Raw genomic sequence first — 18,478 nt, forward strand, 5'->3', positions numbered from 1 at the left:
TAGAAAATTGGCATTACCGGTCTGACCAGTGGCCAAAGCCACGTAGGAGCTGCCGAAGGCTGCGATCTTTTGATTTTGCTTTTTTGAGGATCAAAAGATCGCAGCCTTCGGCAGCTCCTACAGGTAAGCGGTGTCAATTTGCGGGCGAAAAAAAACCGGCCATCTCTGGCCGGTTTTTTATTGCTGCGGTTTAGCGGGCTGATTAAGCGCCGTACACCGGCAGCTTCTTGCAGATGGCCTTGACCTTCTCACGAACGGCGTCGATCACCGCTTCGTTGTTCAGGTCGGCCAGGATGTCGCAGATCCAGCCGGCCAGTTCCTTGCACTCTGCTTCCTTGAAGCCGCGAGTAGTCACAGCCGGAGTGCCGAAGCGCAGGCCGGAGGTGACGAACGGGGAGCGTGGGTCGTTTGGCACGGAGTTCTTGTTCACGGTGATGAACGCTTTGCCCAGAGCGGCGTCGGCGTCTTTACCGGAGATTTCCTGCTTGATCAGCGACAGCAGGAACAGGTGGTTCTGAGTACCGCCCGACACCACGTCGAAACCGCGCTCGATGAACACGCCGGCCATGGCCTGGGCGTTTTTCACCACTTGTTGCTGGTAGGCCTTGAACACAGGCTGCAGCGCTTCCTTGAAGCAGATCGCCTTGGCAGCGATCACGTGCTCCAGCGGGCCACCCTGGGCGCCCGGGAATACCGCGGAGTTCAGCTTCTTCTCGATGTCGGCGTTGGCGCGAGCCAGAATCAGGCCGCCACGTGGACCGCGCAGGGTCTTGTGGGTGGTGGTGGTCACGACGTCAGCGAACGGAACCGGGTTCGGGTAGACGCCAGCAGCGACCAGACCAGCCACGTGAGCCATGTCGACGAACAGGTAGGCACCGACTTTGTCAGCGATTGCACGGAAACGCGGGAAGTCGAGGATCTGCGAGTAGGCAGAGAAACCGGCCACGATCATTTTTGGCTTGTGCTCGACAGCCAGGCGCTCGACTTCGTCGTAGTCGATCAGGCCGTTGGCATCGATGCCGTACTGGATGGCGTTGTACAGCTTGCCGGAAGACGAAACGCTGGCACCGTGGGTCAGGTGACCACCGTGGGCCAGGCTCATGCCCAGGATGGTGTCGCCAGCCGACAGCAGGGCCAGGTAAACGGCGCTGTTGGCTTGCGAACCGGCGTGCGGCTGAACGTTGGCGTAGTCGGCGCCGAACAGCTCTTTTGCTCGATCAATTGCAAGCTGCTCGACGATGTCGACGTACTCGCAACCGCCGTAGTAGCGCTTGCCCGGGTAGCCTTCGGCGTACTTGTTGGTCAGTACCGAGCCTTGAGCTTCCATCACCGCTGGGCTGGTGTAGTTTTCCGAAGCGATCAGCTCGATGTGTTCTTCCTGGCGCTGAGCTTCTTGCTCCATGGCGGCAAAAAGGTCGGCGTCGTACTTGGCAATAGTCAAATCACGGCTGAACATGGCGGTCCTCAAGGATCGGGGGCGGAAAAGGGGGGCATTCTAACCCAATGGGTTTTAGATGGCATATGAAACGGCATCATGTCGCAGACAAGTGGTGTTCATGCATGGATAGATGGTGTTTGTGCCGTCCTCAAAAGATCGCAGCCTGCGGCAGCTCCTACAGGGATTGATGTCGGTCACAGAATCTGGCGGCTACCCCGATCAGGGTAGGAGCTGCCGCAGGCTGCGATCTTTTCGGCAACACCACAAAACTTCAGTCGAACATGAAGAGGGTGTCGTTGCTGAACTGCGCCTCAAACCGGCTCGCCGGCATCGGCCGTCCGAACAGATAGCCCTGCACTTCATCGCAACCATGCTCACGCAGGAAGTCCAACTGCTCATGGGTCTCCACACCTTCGGCGATCACCGCCAGGTTCAGGCTGTGGGCCATGGCGATGATCGCCCGGGCGATCTGCGCATCCTGTTCACCCGACGGCAAGCCGTCGACGAAGGTGCGGTCGATCTTCAGTACGTCGATCGGGAACTGTTTGAGGTAGTTGAGCGATGAGTAACCGGTGCCAAAGTCATCCACCGCGATGCTCAGCCCAAGGTTTTTCAGCCCGGCGAGGATCTGCATCGCTTCACTGACTTCGCGCATCAGGATACTTTCGGTCAGTTCCAGCTCCAGGCACGCCGGCGGCAGGCCGGTTTCCTTGAGGATGGTGGCGATTCGCGTGCCGAGCTGGCCATCGGAAAACTGTCGCGCCGAGATGTTCACCGACACCTTCGGCACCCGTACCCTGGCCTGATGCCAGGCCTTGAGTTGGCGGCAGGCTTCGCTGATCACCCAGTCGCCGACATCCACCACCAGCCCGAGCTCTTCGAGCACCGGAATGAAATCCCCCGGCGGCACCAGCCCGCGGCGTGGATGGCGCCAGCGCAGTAGCGCCTCGGCACCGGTCAGGCGCTTGCCGTCACCGCTGAATTGCGGCTGGTAATACAGCACGAATTCGTTCTGTTCCAGGGCATGGCGCAAGTCGCTTTCCAGTTCCAGTCGCTCCAGGGCGCTGGCATTCATGTCCGCCTGATAGAACTGGAAGTTGTTCTTGCCGCGCTCCTTGGCGTGGTACATCGCCGTGTCGGCATTCTTCATCAGCTGGCTGAGTTCGTTGCCATCCTGCGGGCTCAGGGCGATGCCGATACTGGCCGTGACGAAGAATTCGCGGCCTTCGAGCACGAACGGTTTCACCAGGCTGGCGAGAATCTGCTCGGCCACATGAATCGCCCGGTTCAGGGCGATTTCACGGTTGGCTCGCGGTTGCAGGAGCAGGGTGAATTCGTCGCCGCCCATGCGTGCCACGGTGTCATCATCGTCGACGCAACCGAGCAGGCGCGTGGCCATTTCCTTGAGCATGCGGTCGCCGGCGGCGTGGCCCAGGGAGTCGTTGATCGGCTTGAAACGGTCGAGATCGAGGAACATCAGCACCACCCACGACTTCTGCCGATCGGCCGATTGCAGCGCCGTGTGCAGGCGATCCTGGAACAGCGATCGGTTGGGCAGATGGGTCAGGGCGTCGTAGTAGGCAAGGCGGTGAATCCGCTGTTCGCTGGCCTTGCGCTCGCTGATGTCGCTGAAGAAACACACATAGCTGGCCAGGTCGCCTTCGTCGTCAAGTACGGCGGTGATTCCGACCCAGGCCGGGTAGTGCTCGCCGTTGCGACGCTTGAGCCAGACTTCGCCTTCCCAGGTGCTGTGCTGGCCCAATTGCTTGAGGACGTAACGCAGATGGGATTCCTGTTGCTCGTCGACGGTCAGCATGTTCGGCAGCTGGTCGAGGACCTGCTCCACGGCATAACCGCTGACACGGCTGAAGGCCTCGTTGGCCTGGACGATGTAGCCGGCCGGGTCGGTGATCAGGATCGCCGAGGTCGAGTGCTCGAATACCGTGGCGGCCATGCGCAAGTCTTTTTCGGCCCGGCGTTGCTGGCTGATGTCGCGGCCGACGCCGAGCACGCCTTCGAACGTACCGTGTTCGTCCCAGACCAATACCAGGCGCAGTTCGATCGGGATCTTGCGCCCGTCGGCCCGCAGGCAATCGAACAGGAACAGTTGGGTTTGCACCTGGCTGCGCAGCAGCGCCAGTTGGTCCGGCTGATCCAGCGCTTTGCTGACCCGGTCCATCAGCTGGTAGATGCCGGTCAGTTGTTGCGGGTTGGCGATAGTCGATTGCCAGCCGTTCTGGAAAATCCACTCGGTGTCGTAACCCAGCACCGCTTGCACCGAAGGGCTGACGTAATTGAGGTTGAGGCGGCTGTCGGTGGAGAAAATCACGTCGCTGATGCTTTCGGCGAGCATCCGGTAGCGCTGTTCGCTGTCGCGCAGGGATTCACTGGCTTCAAGCTGGTCGGTGATGTCCTTGGCCACGCCGATGATCCGCGTGACCTGATCGTCCTTGTCCCGCGCCAGTGCCTGCTCGCGAATCTCGAAGCGTCGCCACTGGCCGTCCCGATGACGGAAGCGTAACTGGCACTGCATCAATTGGCGATAACCGGCCTGGCGCTGGACCTGGCGGGATCGATGGTAATAGTCGGCGTCTTCGGGGTGCAGGAGGATTTCCCAGAAGTATTCGCCCATCTGGTGCAGTTCGGTGCGGTTGTAACCCAGTGTCTGGCCCAGATGATGGTTGCTGTAGATCATGCGCTGGCTGAAAACATGCTGCACATACAGGTGATCCGGTACGGTGCGCACCACGTCCGACCAAAACCCTTCGCGCTCCTGCAGTGACAATTCGATGAGCTTGCGGCTGGTGATGTCGGTGATGCTCAGGATCACCGCGTTATAGTCGTCCTGGGTTTGCGGCAGGCGCAGCACCAGCCATAGATGCTGGTCACGACCGCTGGCATCCTGCAGTTTGATTTCCAGCTCAAGCAGTTGCTGCTGGTTGAGCATCGCGTCGAGCACCTGATTGCCGATGGCGGTGCCGTCCTGCGGATGGCCGTCGATCAGCAGTTTCCAGGCTTTGTCGGCGCTATCGACATTAAGCAGTTGCAGCGCGACCTGGTTGACCTCGGTGATCTGCAGTTCCTTGAGCAGTTGCCGGCGTTGTTCCGGGATCGCCAGCCACGCTTGCAGTTGCTCGCGGCCCTGCAGTTGTGCCTTGTCGAAAAAGACCTTGAGCCCGGACATGTCGAGGACACACAAAGCCACGCCGGTGCCTTCGAAAATATCCTGATAACGCCGGCGGCCTTCACTCAATTGGCGCTGACGTCGACGCATGTTCAGCAAGGCGATGAACGGCAGCATGGAAAACGCCAGGCCCAGCAGACATTTGCCGATGAACGCCGGTAGCAGCTCTTCCAGCGCGCGCTGACGGTCGAACAAGCCGCGCAGTTGCCAATCGCTGCTGCTCAGTGCAACGGTCAGCACGCTATTGGCGACATCGTCCTCGGTCAGCGTGCCCGGATTGGCCGAGGGCAGCGCATCGTCGCGGCTGATGATCTGCTGATTGATGCGGTTCTCCACCAGCCACAATGGGCGGCTGCCGGCCTCGCTTTGCTTGGTCAAGGACGAAAAGAAGGTGGGGGGCAGGCGCAAGACCCAATAGCCTCGGGAACTGCCGCTGGCCTGATGCAACAATAAATGCACTACGGAGCCGTCGGTGGCGTTGCTGAAGAAGTGCGCCTGGGCGTGGCTGCGGCGTACCAGTTCACCCAGGTAGTCGCTGTCATCGCTGTCGGGAGCGCTGTCACTGATAACTCTTCCCGAGGGGCTGAGCAATGCCAGGCTGCGCAGATCAGGCAGCGACTTTTGCAGCTTGCGCAGCAGCGCCTGCAGCTCATCGGCGTCCTGCGGCTGCTCGACGATCGGCAGCAGGTTGAGGGCGATCTGCGCGTTGAGCGCCATGTTCAGGCTGACCTGCGCGGCCAGATCGGCGGTGTAATCGATGGTGTATTGACGCTGGTTTTTCTGGGTTTCGCGCAACTGATCGAGCAATTGCCAGAACAACAGGGCCAGCAGCAATAGTGCAAGTGTCGCCAAGGTGCCCTTCAAGGTCCCGCGCAGGGGGGAGCCGGGCGCTGTGGCCGGCTCAGTGGAAGTCAGACGCGGAGGGTCATTGGACAAGCTGTAATCCTGCGGTTTGGCTGGACTGGCGCGACGTGCACTATAAGCCGGACGCCCGAAGGGCGGCTAGCATGCCTTGAGTTGTGGCGAAGTGCCAGCCCCTGCCCGTCGGCTGGACTGCCATCTGTCATTAAGGTAGCTTTGTCGGTTACGCGGGAGCGTTCCAGCTCCTAAAATCAGGCTTTTTCAGCGCGCATATATTGAAAGCTCTCAATCGGGCGACGCGCACAGCCTGACCAGGCATCGCCTGAGCCCTAATCATTCATCAGTCACTGACCCTAGGTTCTCCATGGCTCAATACGTATTCACCATGCATCGGCTGGGTAAAGTTGTTCCGCCGAAGCGGGAAATCCTGAAAAACATTTCTCTGTCTTTCTTCCCTGGCGCCAAGATCGGCGTGCTCGGTCTCAACGGTTCGGGTAAGTCCACGCTGCTGAAAATCATGGCCGGCGTCGACACCGAGTTCGAGGGCGAAGCCCGTCCGATGCCGGAGCTGAACATCGGTTATCTGCCGCAAGAACCGATCCTGGACCCGACCAAAACCGTGCGTGAAGTGGTCGAGGAAGCGGTCAGCGTGATCAAGAATGCCCAGGCTCGCCTGGATGAGGTCTACGCGGCTTACGCTGAAGAAGACGCCGACTTCGACAAACTGGCTGCCGAACAGGCCAAGCTCGAAGCGATCCTGCAAGCCAGCGACGGTCACAACCTGGAGCGCCAGCTGGAAGTCGCTGCCGACGCGTTGCGTCTGCCGGCCTGGGATGCCAAGGTCGAAGTGCTGTCCGGTGGTGAAAAGCGTCGTGTAGCCCTGTGCCGCCTGCTGCTGTCCGCACCGGACATGCTGCTGCTCGACGAACCGACCAACCACCTGGACGCCGATTCCGTCGCCTGGCTTGAGCACTTCCTGCACGACTTCCCGGGCACCGTGGTAGCGATCACGCACGACCGTTACTTCCTGGACAACGTTGCCGGCTGGATTCTGGAACTGGACCGCGGCGCGGGCATTCCTTACGAGGGCAACTATTCGGGTTGGCTGGAAGCCAAGTCCGATCGTCTGGCTGCAGAATCCAAGCAGCAGTCGGCCCACGAAAAAGCCATGAAGGAAGAACTGGAGTGGGTGCGCAAAGGCGCCAAGGCCCGCCAGTCGAAATCCAAGGCACGTCTGCAACGCTTCGAAGAAATGCAATCCCAGGAATTCCAGAAGCGCAGCGAAACCAACGAGATCTACATCCCGGCCGGTCCGCGCCTGGGCGACAAGGTCATCGAATTCAAGAATGTCACCAAGGGCTACGGCGATCGCGTGCTGATCGACAACCTGTCGTTCTCCATGCCTAAAGGCGCCATCGTCGGCGTGATTGGCGGTAACGGTGCCGGTAAGTCGACCCTGTTCCGCATGTTGATGGGCAAGGAAACGCCGGATTCGGGCAGCATCGAAGTCGGTGAAACCGTGCAGCTTGCTTGTGTGGATCAGAGCCGTGAGGATCTGGACGGCAGCAAGACCGTGTTCCAGCAGATCTCCGACGGTTCCGACCAGATCCGCATCGGCAACTACGAGATCCCGTCGCGTACCTACGTCGGTCGCTTCAACTTCAAGGGCGGCGACCAGCAGAAGTTCGTCAAGGACCTGTCCGGTGGTGAGCGCGGTCGCTTGCACCTGGCCCTGACCCTGAAAGAGGGCGGCAACGTCCTGCTGCTCGACGAACCGTCCAACGACCTCGACGTCGAAACCCTGCGTTCCCTGGAAGAAGCCCTGCTGGACTTCCCCGGCGCCGCCATTGTGATCTCTCACGATCGGTGGTTCCTTGACCGCGTCGCGACGCACATCCTGGCGTACGAAGACGACTCGCAAGCGGTGTTCTTCGAAGGCAACTACAGCGAATACGAAGCCGATCGTAAAAAGCGTCTCGGCGAAGCAGCTGCCCAGCCGCATCGTGTACGGCACAAGAAACTGGCCTGATTTGGGGTTGGTTGCATAAGAGAGCGGAGCCTTCGGGCTCCGTTTTTTTTGACTGTGCTTTTTCAATGATTCCGCGGCGCGGCCATCGCGAGCAGGCTCGCTCCTACAGGGGAATGCATTTCAAATTGTAGGAGTGAGCCTGCTCGCGATAGCTGTGTACCTGATGGTGCAAAACTTGAATTGTGAATCCCTCTTCTGGTGCAGAAATAGACTAAAAGGCGGACTAATTTATATCCTGTGCACCATTTAATTTCATAAATGCGACATTTTGTTCTATTCCTGTGCGCAAGTCGTTTGTTACAGTCCGGCTCAATCTTCTCCAACGACAATCAATTTGCCGAGACTTTTCCATGATCGAATCTGTCGAATCCTTCCTTGCTCGCCTGAAAAATCGTGATCCGGACCAGCCTGAATTCCATCAGGCTGTGGAAGAAGTACTGCGCAGTCTGTGGCCGTTTCTTGAAGCCAATCCGCATTACCTGACCTCGGGCATCCTGGAGCGCATCTGCGAGCCGGAGCGGGCGCTGGTGTTTCGCGTGTCGTGGGTCGACGATCGGGGCAAAGTCCAGGTCAATCGCGGGTTCCGCATCCAGATGAACAGCGCGATCGGCCCGTACAAGGGCGGTCTGCGTTTCCACCCGTCGGTGAACATGGGTGTCCTGAAATTCCTCGCCTTCGAACAGACCTTCAAAAACTCCCTGACCTCGCTGCCCATGGGCGGCGGTAAGGGCGGGTCGGACTTCGACCCCAAAGGCAAAAGTGATGCGGAAGTCATGCGCTTCTGCCAGGCCTTCATGAGCGAGTTGTACCGCCACATCGGTGCCGACGTCGACGTACCGGCCGGTGATATCGGTGTCGGCGCGCGGGAAATCGGTTTCCTGTTCGGCCAGTACAAGCGCCTGAGCAACCAGTTCACCAGCGTGCTGACTGGCAAAGGCCCAAGTTACGGCGGCAGCCTGATTCGCCCGGAAGCCACCGGTTTCGGCTGCGTGTATTTCGCCGAAGAAATGCTCAAGCGTCGCGGTCTGGCAGTCGAGGGCAAGCGCGTAGCGATTTCCGGCTCCGGCAACGTCGCGCAATACGCGGCGCGCAAGGTCATGGACCTGGGCGGCAAAGTGATATCGCTGTCCGACTCCGAAGGCACGCTGTATTGCGAAAGCGGTTTGACCGAGGAGCAATGGCTGGCGGTGCTGGAACTGAAAAACGTACAACGCGGGCGCATCCGTGAACTGGCTGGCCGATTTGACCTGGAGTTCCGCACCGGTCAGCGGCCATGGAGCCTGAGCTGCGATATCGCGCTGCCGTGCGCGACGCAAAACGAACTGGATGTCGAAGCCGCTCGCACCTTACTGCGCAACGGCTGCATCTGTGTGGCCGAAGGCGCGAACATGCCGACCACCCTCGAGGCGGTGGACCTGTTTATCGAGGCCGACATTCTGTTCGCACCGGGCAAGGCGTCTAACGCCGGCGGCGTGGCGGTGAGCGGGCTGGAAATGTCGCAAAACGCCATGCGCCTGGCGTGGACCGGTGGCGAAGTGGACAGCAAACTGCACACGATCATGCAGTCGATTCACCACGCTTGCGTGCATTACGGCGAAGAGGACGGTCGGGTCAATTACGTCAAGGGTGCGAACATCGCCGGCTTCGTGAAGGTCGCCGATGCCATGCTGGCCCAAGGCGTCGTTTAAGTCGGTTCGATCCGAATCACTTCAATCATTTGATCCCCGGCGGGGCGCTGCCACAGTACTTCGTCGTTGAGTTGTGCGCCGAGCAGCGCCCGGCCCAGCGGTGAGCCCCAATTGATCAGGCCGTGGGCGGCATCGGCCTGATCTTCGCCCACCAGTTGTACCCGGCGCTCGGTGGCGTGTTCATCGGCGTAGGTCACCCAACTGCCGATTTGCACTTTCTGGGTCGAGGTCGCGACGGGTACCACCTGAGCGCTGCCCAGGCGCTGTTTGAAATAACGCAGATCGCGTTCGAGATCGGCCAGGCGCTGATTGTCCGCCTGCTCACCTTTTGCCGATTGCTCGGCATGCAGGGTTTGCAGTTCGGCGACTTTGCCCTGCAACAGCTTCAGGCCTTGCGGCGTGACGTAATTGGGCTGCGCGCTGACTTGCCGTTCGACGGGCTGATCGGCTTGCGCGGTGGCGTTATCTTCATTGACGAAGGCACGGCTCATGGAGTTCTCCCGGTATAGGGTTTGGGTCATGGTCGCAGGCATCTGGTTTCACTGGATGTCTGAATGCGACTTACGGCGAGCGATAGGCCCGGGTGGCATCCTGATTTTTCTGCTGTTGCCAGGTTTTACACCCAGCCTTCCCGCATACCAGCACATCTCACTCTCCCAAGCCGAAATGCGACCCATAGAGAAAGTCTAGAAGTGGATTCGTCGGGTGGTTGTGAAAGATGTGCAGGCATTTCGTCGAGCACCACACAGCCCGCTCTCACAGGGAATTGCGCTGCGTTCGGGTCAGTAGTGATACCACTTCAGCTCAAGCATCACTTCGTTCTCGGCCGTCGCCAAATGGCTGAACTCACGCTGGGCGCTCAAGCGCAGACCAAAATTGCGGGATATTTCCCATTGCTGGTTCAGGCTCAGGCTACGACGCACTTCGCCATTGGTGAAGAAATCGCCCTTGGCTTCCAGGCTCAAGTTGCCCAGCGGGTTTTTCCACAGCACACCACTGTTGAAGCCAGCGGCCGGGGCAATGAACGCGGCGAAGTCGTTGTTGTGCTCGATACGCACGGTGCCAAGGGCAAAGCCGAGCAGGTCATCGCCCAGTTGCCAGGTGCCACCGCCACCGCCGTTGACGTGGCTGACCAGGGTTTGGTCATCATGCTTGCCCGGCACCCGCTCCAGACCACCAGTGACTTGCCATGACAGCGGTTGCAGCAACTCGTTACGCGGGGTCAGGGAACGAATGGTCGCCAGGTCCAGTCGCTGCACTTGCCAGTCATTGCCTTCGTACTGGCGCAGTTTCAGTTGCAGGATTTCGATCTGCGCGCCAAGGGGGAAGCTTTCGTTGTTGTCATTGAGGTCGTGATAAGCCATGCGCAAGCCGTATTCGCCAAAGGCTTTATCGCCACGGGTGCCAAGACCGAGTTGCCAGGTACGGGACTCGTGACCGTCTTCAGGCAGGCCGGGTTGCGGGATATCCAGCTCCGGCGCCGGGTTCTGGTTGATTGCCCGCAGCAATTCGAAGCTGCGCTGGGCGCGCGCCGGGTCGCGCTCCCGGCCATTGGCGCGGTAACGTTCCAGACGATAGGCCGCATCGATGATCAGCGCCTGGCGGTCGCGGGGTTGAGCCTTGAATGCCGGGTCCAGCAATTGTTTCTGGTCGGCGCTGACTTTCAGCACCCATTGCTGCTCTTCAGGGTTCAAGGGCTCGGCGCGACTGAGCAACTCGCGTTCCCGGGACGGACGATACTGGATGGATTCCACCAGCCCGGCATTTTTCACGGCTTTGACAGTGTCGGTGGGGATGGCCGTGAGCGGGAATTGTTCGGTCAGGCGCAAGCTCGGGCGGGCCACTTGCAGCAGCTCCAGCAAACGGTATGAGCAGTTTTCGTCGAAGAAGAAATAGTCGAACTTGATCTGCTTCAGCTCCCAGACGTGCTCGACCATGCGCGCGGTTTCCTGTTGGGTCAGGTTCAGGCGGTATTCCCACAGGTCGCGGTTTTCCAGGCTGCGGTATTCCGAGAGTTTTTCCTGGTAGGGCACCAGCGCGAACAGGCCGGGATAGCCGCCCATCAGGCCTTTCCAGGCATAGAGGATGCTGTTGTCCGAGCCCTCGATGTAGGCGCCGAAGTTGATCGCGTAACTGAGCAGCGAAGTCTTGTCGCTCTTCACTTCGGCCTGGTCGATGCGCAGCAGGGTGTGGCCGAACATCGAGGATGGACTGTTCAGGTATGCCGCCGGAAAGATCATCACCGTGCTGTCGGGCGAGACGTCCTTGAACCATTGCTTGAATTCGGCGCAATCCGGTGTCGGCAGGCCGGTCAGGCCGAGCTGTTCTTTGAGCCAGCGGGTGCGGGCCGGGTAGACACATTGTGCGTGCTGTTCTCCGGTACTGGCCGGGGCGTACAAGGCTTGTACGGTAGCCGCCAATTCATGGTCCGGGTGTTCATTGCCATCGGCGGCGAGGAAGAATTTCGGGTCGCTGACATAGCTGCGCCAACCACCGAGCTTGGCGGTTTCGTAATGGCCCAGGGATATCCAGAAAGGGTCGTTGGCCAGTTGCTGCAAACGTTGAGGATCGATATGCGGCGCGGCGGACAGCGGGGTGCAGGCACACAGCGCCAGCCAGGTAAGGCGTTTGAGCATAGATGGCAACTTAAGTCGAAAAAAACAAAGGCTGTTTGCCCGTAGGACCCGACAAGCCAGCTCCTACAGTCAGCGACATCCAAAGGTGGTAGCGTCCAAAAAACAAAACCCGCTTCCCGAAAGAAGCGGGGCGGGTCGAGCTTAAGCTTGAGTCGCGTACTTGGCCAGACGAGGGTCGGCTTTGAGCACGGCCAGGGTATTGGTATGCACGTCTTCGGCAGTCACGTCGGCCTTGCTGAAGATCTGCTGGAAGTGCTCGTGAGTGACGGCGGCGAAGTGCGCACGGTCTTCCGGCGCTACGCCCAGTACCACGGCATAGGTGGTCAGCGCTTCGCCCTGACCTTTGGCCATGTCTTCGGACAGCTCGTTCATCATGCCATTCATGGCAAACCAGGATTTGCCGCCATAGGTCAGCGACGCGTTGGTTGCGCAACCGTTGGTACCGGAGGTCATGCCGAAGGTTGCGTTGCCGGAGGTGCCGTTGGTGGTGGATGCCAGGAAGTGAGCCGGAGTACCACGCTGGCCTTCGAACAGCATGTTGCCCCAGCCGCAATCCGGGCCGCCTGGCGCCTGAGCCATGGCGTTGATGGATACAGCGGTGAAGAGAGTACCAAGAAGAATCCGTTTCATAGCTTTGTTCTCTTTATGTGCCTACCAATTGACAAGGAGTTCTGGCCCTTCTGGTGCCAGTGGGCCGGTCATTCGTCCAGCCGCGCAGTCTGGAGTCTAGGCACGATCACGGGGTTCCGTGATTTTTTGCAAAACATTCATGAGAACCGGCGGCGCAAGCCCGGTCCGCCTGGGGTTGGCGGATTGACGATGTTCAAGCCTGCGGTGCTCCTTGCCAGTCGGGCATGGGCGGCGCCAGAATGCTGCCATCTGCCCCGCCTGATTGTTAAGGATGCCCGATGCCTGATCCTGTTGCTGCCAGCTTGCGTCTAGCGCCCGAAGCGCTGACCCGTCCGTTTTCCGCTGAACAGTTCAGCTTCTCTACCACCAATGATCTGGAGCCCTTTCGCGGAGTGCTTGGCCAGGAACGTGCGGTCGAAGCCTTGCAGTTCGGTGTGGCCATGCCACGCCCCGGTTACAACGTATTCGTCATGGGCGAACCCGGCACTGGCCGGTTCTCGTTCGTCAAACGCTATCTCAAGGCCGAAGGCAAGCGCCTGCAGACCCCAGCGGACTGGGTCTACGTCAACAATTTCGATGAGCCGCGCGAGCCGCGCGCACTGGAGCTGCCGTCGGGCAGCGCCGGTGCCTTCATCGGTGACATCAACGGCTTGATCGACAACCTGCTGGCGACGTTTCCGGCAGTCTTCGAGCATCCGTCCTACCAGCAGAAAAAAAGCAGCATCGACCGCGCCTTCAACCAGCGCTATGACAAGGCCCTGGACATCATCGAGCGTCTGGCGCTGGAAAAGGACGTCGCGCTGTACCGCGACGCCAGCAACATTGCATTTACCCCGATGGGCGACGGCAAGGCATTGGACGAAGCTGAATTCGCCCAGTTGCCGGAAGCCGAGCGCGAGCGCTTCCACGAGGATATTTCGGTACTGGAGGAGCGCCTGAACGAAGAACTCGCCAGCCTGCCGCAATGGAAGCGCGAGTCGAGTAATCAACTGCGTCACCTCAACGAAGAAACCATCACCCTGGCCTTGCAGCCGTTGTTGTCGCCGTTGTCGGAGAAGTACGCCGAGAACGCCGCGGTGTGCGGTTATCTGCAAGCGATGCAGGTGTATTTGCTCAAGACTGTGGTCGAACAGCTGGTAGACGACAGCAAAATCGATGCTGTCGCCCGCAAGTTGCTGGAAGAGCAATACGCGCCGAGCCTGGTGGTCGGTCATGCGGCCAGCGGCGGTGCGCCGGTGGTGTTCGAGCCGCACCCGACCTATGAAAACCTCTTCGGTCGCATTGAATACAGCACCGATCAGGGCGCGCTGTACACCACCTACCGCCAACTGCGGCCGGGTGCCTTGCACCGGGCCAATGGCGGTTTCCTGATCCTTGAAGCGGACAAGATGCTCAGCGAACCGTTCGTGTGGGATGCGCTCAAACGCGCCCTGCAATCGCGCAAGCTGAAAATGGAATCGCCGCTGGGTGAGCTGGGCCGTCTGGCCACCGTGACCCTGACACCGCAACACATTCCGTTGCAGGTCAAAGTCGTCATCATCGGTGCCCGTCAGCTGTATTACACGCTGCAAGACCTCGATCCGGACTTCCAGGAGATGTTCCGCGTCCTGGTGGATTTCGACGAAGATATCCCGATGGTCGACGAGAGCCTGGAGCAGTTCGCCCAGTTGCTCAAAACCCGTACTTCCGAAGAAGGCATGGCGCCGCTGACCGCCGATGCGGTGGCGCGCCTGGCGACTTACAGTGCGCGTCTGGCCGAGCATCAGGGGCGCTTGTCGGCGCGTATCGGTGATTTGTTCCAACTGGTCAGCGAGGCAGACTTCATCCGCCATCTGGCCGGCGATGAAATGACCGACGCCGGACACATTGAACGGGCACTCAAAGCCAAGGCCACGCGGACCGGGCGGGTTTCGGCGCGGATTCTCGACGACATGCTGGCCGGGATCATCCTGATCGACACCGCGGGCGCGGCGGTCGGCAAGTGCAACGGCCTGACCGTGCTGGAAGTCGGCGATTCGGCCTTTGGTATACCGGCGCGGATTTCCGCCACGGTGTACCCGGGCGGCAGCGGCATTGTCGACATCGAGCGCGAGGTCAACCTCGGCCAGCCGATCCACTCCAAAGGCGTGATGATCCTTACCGGTTATCTGGGCAGTCGTTACGCCCAGGAGTTTCCGCTGGCGATTTCCGCGAGTATCGCCCTGGAGCAATCCTACGGTTATGTCGATGGCGACAGTGCTTCCCTGGGCGAGGCCTGCACCCTGATCTCGGCCTTGTCGAAAACCCCGCTCAAGCAGTGCTTTGCCATCACCGGTTCGATCAACCAGTTCGGCGAAGTGCAGGCGGTCGGCGGAGTCAACGAGAAGATCGAGGGCTTCTTCCGTCTGTGCGAGGCCCGCGGGTTGACCGGCGAGCAGGGGGCAATCATTCCTCACGCCAACGTCGCCACGCTGATGCTCGACGAGAAGGTGCTGGCGGCGGTACGTGCGGGGCAATTTCATGTCTACGCGGTCCGTCAGGCCGACGAAGCCTTGAGTTTGCTGGTTGGCGAGCCAGCCGGCGAGCCGGACGAGAATGGCGAATTCCCTGAAGGCAGCGTGAACGCGCGGGTCGTTGAGCGTCTGCGGGTTATCGCGGAAATGATCAGTGACGATGATCTGAAAGAGGCCGAGAAGGAGTTGGCGCAAGAAGCTTTGGCGCAAACCAAACCGGCTTGATATCTGTTTGAGTCTGGCTCGCCTCGGTACTGTGGGAGCGAGCTGTGGCGAGGGGGCTTGCCCCCGTTTGAGTGCGCAGCACTCACAAGATCTTCGATACATCGGAAATTTTTGGGCTGCTTCGCAGCCCAACGGGGCGGTGCGGCGTTCCGACAAGCCCCCTCGCCACAGCTCGCTCCCACATTTTGTTTGGGGTGAATGGTAAAAAAGCGTTGTCAAAATGACGTCAATATTCGTGCTGTGACCATTCGGCGCCTTTCAGTATCCCACTGCCTGCAAGCCAGACTTTTCTTCTATTCTCAGCTCAGGGATGTCGACAGTAATCACAGGATCGAAACAGCCTTCACATGGGGGCTGAATACCGGATCTACCGAGGGTCGCCGCCATGTCGCGCAACCTCTGCCTCACCCGTCAATGCCTGGGCCTTGAGACCCGTATCGAGTGTGCCATCCGTCCGTTGGCGGGAGATACGGGCATGTGGACTCTGCTGTTCGCCGCCGGAATGGCCGGTGAACAACCTTCGGCCATCAAGGCCCAAGGCCCGTTTCACGGTCCGTTCGTCGCTGAATCAATCCTCGACACCATCGTTGAAAGCCTGACCTTGCACGGCTACGAGTTGGCCAACGATCCGCAAATCTGGTGCCTGCACCTGCAAGCCCAACTGCGGGAAATCAACGGTGGTCGCTGCCGAAACATGGGCGGCTTCGAGTTTCACCCTGAGCACTGATTCGCACTATTGATCAAGGCGCGTCATGTCGGCCTTGTCGAGTTTGACCTCGAAACCATACTGCACGGTGGCGAGGTCAGTGCGCTGATAGGTTTCCAGGCGCGTAGGCTGTCCGTAGAAGTAATGCACGGCAAACTGTGCCGGCCCTTGTGCGCCCGTGCCATGGCTGACCGATAGAATCTCCTTCAAGTAATTGCCGGTGTCGTCCTTGGCGAAAAAGCGCCAGTCCTGGGCGGGAAACGCCTTCAAATCAACCACCAGAGCATTGGCTTTAAGCTCGAGGCCTTTGGGCAGTTGGCGGGCATCGACGGTTTTTTGCTCGACGGTGGCCAGGAACAGCGGCATCGAGCCCACCGCATAGGCCGGCGTTTGCGCAAACAGATTCAGATCGTAGGTAATGGTGCCGCGCAGGGGATCGATCTGGTAGGCCTCGGGCGGCAACTCGATCGGCTCGTCGCGTTTGCCACTCGCGTCTTCGGTAAAGAAGCTCACCGGACTTTCACCGGGGTTGAACGATGTACCGAGCAGTTCATCGTTGAAGCTGCGCAGATGAGTGAATTCGATTCGCGCAGCACTGGGGTCGTCGACCGACTGACTGATGCTGACGTTCTTTTTCAGTTGATCCTTGCTCAGCGTTGCTCCTTTGAGCCAACCGGGCGCCTGGTCGTCATAGACCACTACGGGCAGGTTCAAGGGCTGGATGGACTTGTCCGTGGTCTCGGCATCGAAGTGCCGGACCGGCAGGTCGAGGCTCTTGCGGGTGACCGTGACGGCGGAAAAATCCAGCATGCCGACTTCGAGGGTTTCGATCGTCCCGTTGAAGTACACCTTCGAATAATGTCGAGCCTGCTGTTTCTCAAAGTTGCGCTGTTCTTCGTCGAGCTGTTTTTCCAGGGCCTCGCTCCAGCTCTTTTGTTGCTGCATCTTGGCCAGCTGCTGCTGATAGAACGCAATCTGTACCGCGGTTTCGTTGATTGAGCCGGCGCGCGAGATGAATTGCCCGGTGTTGTCCGTGGCCTGGACGATCAGCGGGTTCAGCGGTGTTTCTCTGACTTCGGGGGCTAACGGCGCGCTGTTTTTGTATTCGATTTCCGCGTAGTTGTTCGTCAATGCGAGCAGGGTGACGCTCAGGTTGTCATTGGTGCGGGTCTGGCCTACGTCCTTTTTCGTCAGGTCGAAGCTGTAGAGGCGGCGTGGCGCGATGACCTCGACTTTGCCTAGCAGGCTCACCGGTTGCGGTTGCTGCGTTCTGTCGACGTCAAGGCCTTCGATGAAGGGGTAGGCCACAGTCAGGTCATCGGGGTTGGTCAGGTTGGAACTCGATGGGCTGAGTTGAATGCCGGGGTCGGTTTCTGACCATTCCGGCTGGAATGGGATCACTCGTTTATTGCTCAGTGTGACTGACTGCCATTCCAGGCCATGGGGAAACAGAAACGCGGCAGGAACGCTGAAAGTGAAGGGAAACACCGGTTGCAGATCGGTCAGGTAGTCGGAGCTGGAGTCCTTTTGCAGCACGAACAACCCGTTGAGGTAGGTGTCGACCAGGGCCTGCGGGGTCGGGTAGTGCTTGAGCATGGCGAGGGCGTCTTCGCCGTATTCGGTTTCCACCGGTTTACTGTCGAGCTTGAGTTGCGCGCGCTCGAGCAACAGCAGTGAGCCGCCCAGCTCCGACACGGCATCCTTGAGCTTCGGATCCTGGATGGCGTCCAGCGACTTTTCGAATTGCGCGGTTTTTTCTTCGAGGCTGACCTGGCGTTTTTCATCGCTGGGCGAGCAGCCGCTTAGAAGCAGCGCCACGCAAAATCCGGCACTCGTCAAAGGCAATCGCACATCCATTTCCAGTCTTCCTGTCCGATATCACTGAGCGGTCAATGATTTGGACACTAGCAGAAAAACTTTGATACACAGGCGCAGGTGGCGGATTTTTCGACGGTTTCTGGCTACTTCTGGGTATAGACGGGCGGCTGGTATACTCGCGGCCATTTTCAGCCCACATGTGAGATTCAATGGAACGCTTTATCGAAAATACAATGTACGCCTCGCGCTGGCTGCTGGCGCCGATCTATTTCGGCCTGTCCCTCGGGTTGCTGGCGCTGGCGCTGAAATTCTTCCAGGAAGTCTCCCACGTCATCCCGAACGTGTTTTCGATGGCCGAATCGGACTTGATCCTGGTGCTGTTGTCGCTGATCGACATGGCGCTGGTGGGCGGTTTGCTGGTGATGGTGATGATTTCCGGCTACGAGAACTTCGTCTCACAGCTGGACATCGACGACTCCAAGGAAAAGCTCAACTGGCTGGGCACCATGGACTCTTCCTCGTTGAAAATGAAGGTGGCCGCGTCGATCGTGGCGATTTCGTCGATTCACCTGCTGCGCATCTTCATGGACGCCAAGAACGTCGATCCTGAACATCTGCAGTGGTACGTGATCATCCACATGACCTTCGTGGTTTCGGCATTTGCCATGGGTTACCTGGATAAGCTCACCAAGCACTGATCCACACCGGCTCCCTTTGTGGCGAGCGAGCTTGCTCGCGCTGGGCTGCGAAGCGGCCCCAAAAAAAAGGGAT

11 protein-coding genes are annotated in these 18,478 nt (G+C 59.4%); 5 read left to right on the forward strand and 6 right to left on the reverse strand.

The features are described 5' to 3' along the window. Positions 1-202 precede the first annotated feature (202 nt). Both glyA and KW849_RS27180 read right to left on the reverse strand, forming a co-directional pair. Positions 203-1,456, reverse strand: a complete 1,254-nt coding sequence (gene glyA, locus KW849_RS27175; RefSeq protein WP_218432469.1) for a serine hydroxymethyltransferase — start codon at positions 1,454-1,456, stop codon at positions 203-205. A gap of 253 nt (positions 1,457-1,709) precedes the next feature. After that, positions 1,710-5,558, reverse strand: a complete 3,849-nt coding sequence (locus tag KW849_RS27180; protein ID WP_218432471.1) for a bifunctional diguanylate cyclase/phosphodiesterase — start codon at positions 5,556-5,558, stop codon at positions 1,710-1,712. Between the two features lie 289 nt (positions 5,559-5,847). Here KW849_RS27180 and ettA point away from each other — a divergent pair, with 289 nt between their 5' ends. Then, positions 5,848-7,512 carry an energy-dependent translational throttle protein EttA gene (gene ettA, locus KW849_RS27185; RefSeq protein ID WP_108216411.1) on the forward strand — a complete coding sequence of 555 codons (1,665 nt, stop codon included), beginning with the start codon at positions 5,848-5,850 and terminating at the stop codon, positions 7,510-7,512. A 350-nt stretch (positions 7,513-7,862) separates the two neighbouring features. Beyond that, positions 7,863-9,200 (forward strand): NADP-specific glutamate dehydrogenase, encoded by a 1,338-nt coding sequence (gdhA, locus tag KW849_RS27190; RefSeq protein WP_218432472.1) that lies wholly within the window; start codon positions 7,863-7,865, stop codon positions 9,198-9,200. Here the strand turns inward: gdhA and KW849_RS27195 are convergent. The 3 genes from KW849_RS27195 to KW849_RS27205 form a co-directional block, all read right to left on the reverse strand. Next, on the reverse strand, positions 9,197-9,691 hold the full coding sequence (locus KW849_RS27195) for a GreA/GreB family elongation factor (RefSeq protein WP_218432474.1): 495 nt from the start codon (positions 9,689-9,691) through the stop codon (positions 9,197-9,199). The two genes, gdhA and KW849_RS27195, sit on opposite strands and share 4 nt — an antisense overlap. Positions 9,692-9,982: 291 nt before the next feature. After that, a complete protein-coding gene (locus KW849_RS27200; protein ID WP_218432476.1) occupies positions 9,983-11,836 on the reverse strand; it encodes a DUF4105 domain-containing protein in 1,854 nt (617 codons plus the stop codon). Between the two features lie 141 nt (positions 11,837-11,977). Further along, positions 11,978-12,466: a DUF3015 domain-containing protein gene (locus tag KW849_RS27205; protein WP_007970900.1), complete on the reverse strand. Its 489-nt coding sequence runs from the start codon at positions 12,464-12,466 to the stop codon at positions 11,978-11,980. Positions 12,467-12,744: 278 nt separating this feature from the next. Here KW849_RS27205 and KW849_RS27210 point away from each other — a divergent pair, with 278 nt between their 5' ends. Then, the gene (locus tag KW849_RS27210; RefSeq protein ID WP_218432478.1) at positions 12,745-15,183 is read left to right on the forward strand and encodes a Lon protease family protein; all 2,439 of its coding nucleotides are present in this window, start codon (positions 12,745-12,747) and stop codon (positions 15,181-15,183) included. A gap of 385 nt (positions 15,184-15,568) precedes the next feature. Further along, on the forward strand, positions 15,569-15,910 hold the full coding sequence (locus KW849_RS27215) for a hypothetical protein (RefSeq protein ID WP_218432480.1): 342 nt from the start codon (positions 15,569-15,571) through the stop codon (positions 15,908-15,910). A 6-nt stretch (positions 15,911-15,916) separates the two neighbouring features. Here the strand turns inward: KW849_RS27215 and KW849_RS27220 are convergent, their stop codons facing one another. Beyond that, positions 15,917-17,746, reverse strand: a complete 1,830-nt coding sequence (locus KW849_RS27220; RefSeq protein WP_218432482.1) for a hypothetical protein — start codon at positions 17,744-17,746, stop codon at positions 15,917-15,919. Positions 17,747-17,916: 170 nt separating this feature from the next. Here KW849_RS27220 and KW849_RS27225 point away from each other — a divergent pair, with 170 nt between their 5' ends. After that, positions 17,917-18,405, forward strand: a complete 489-nt coding sequence (locus tag KW849_RS27225) for a TIGR00645 family protein (protein WP_108216418.1) — start codon at positions 17,917-17,919, stop codon at positions 18,403-18,405. Positions 18,406-18,478: the final 73 nt, after the last annotated feature.

The organism is Pseudomonas sp. PDM26 (assembly GCF_019219185.1).
Lineage (GTDB): Bacteria > Pseudomonadota > Gammaproteobacteria > Pseudomonadales > Pseudomonadaceae > Aquipseudomonas.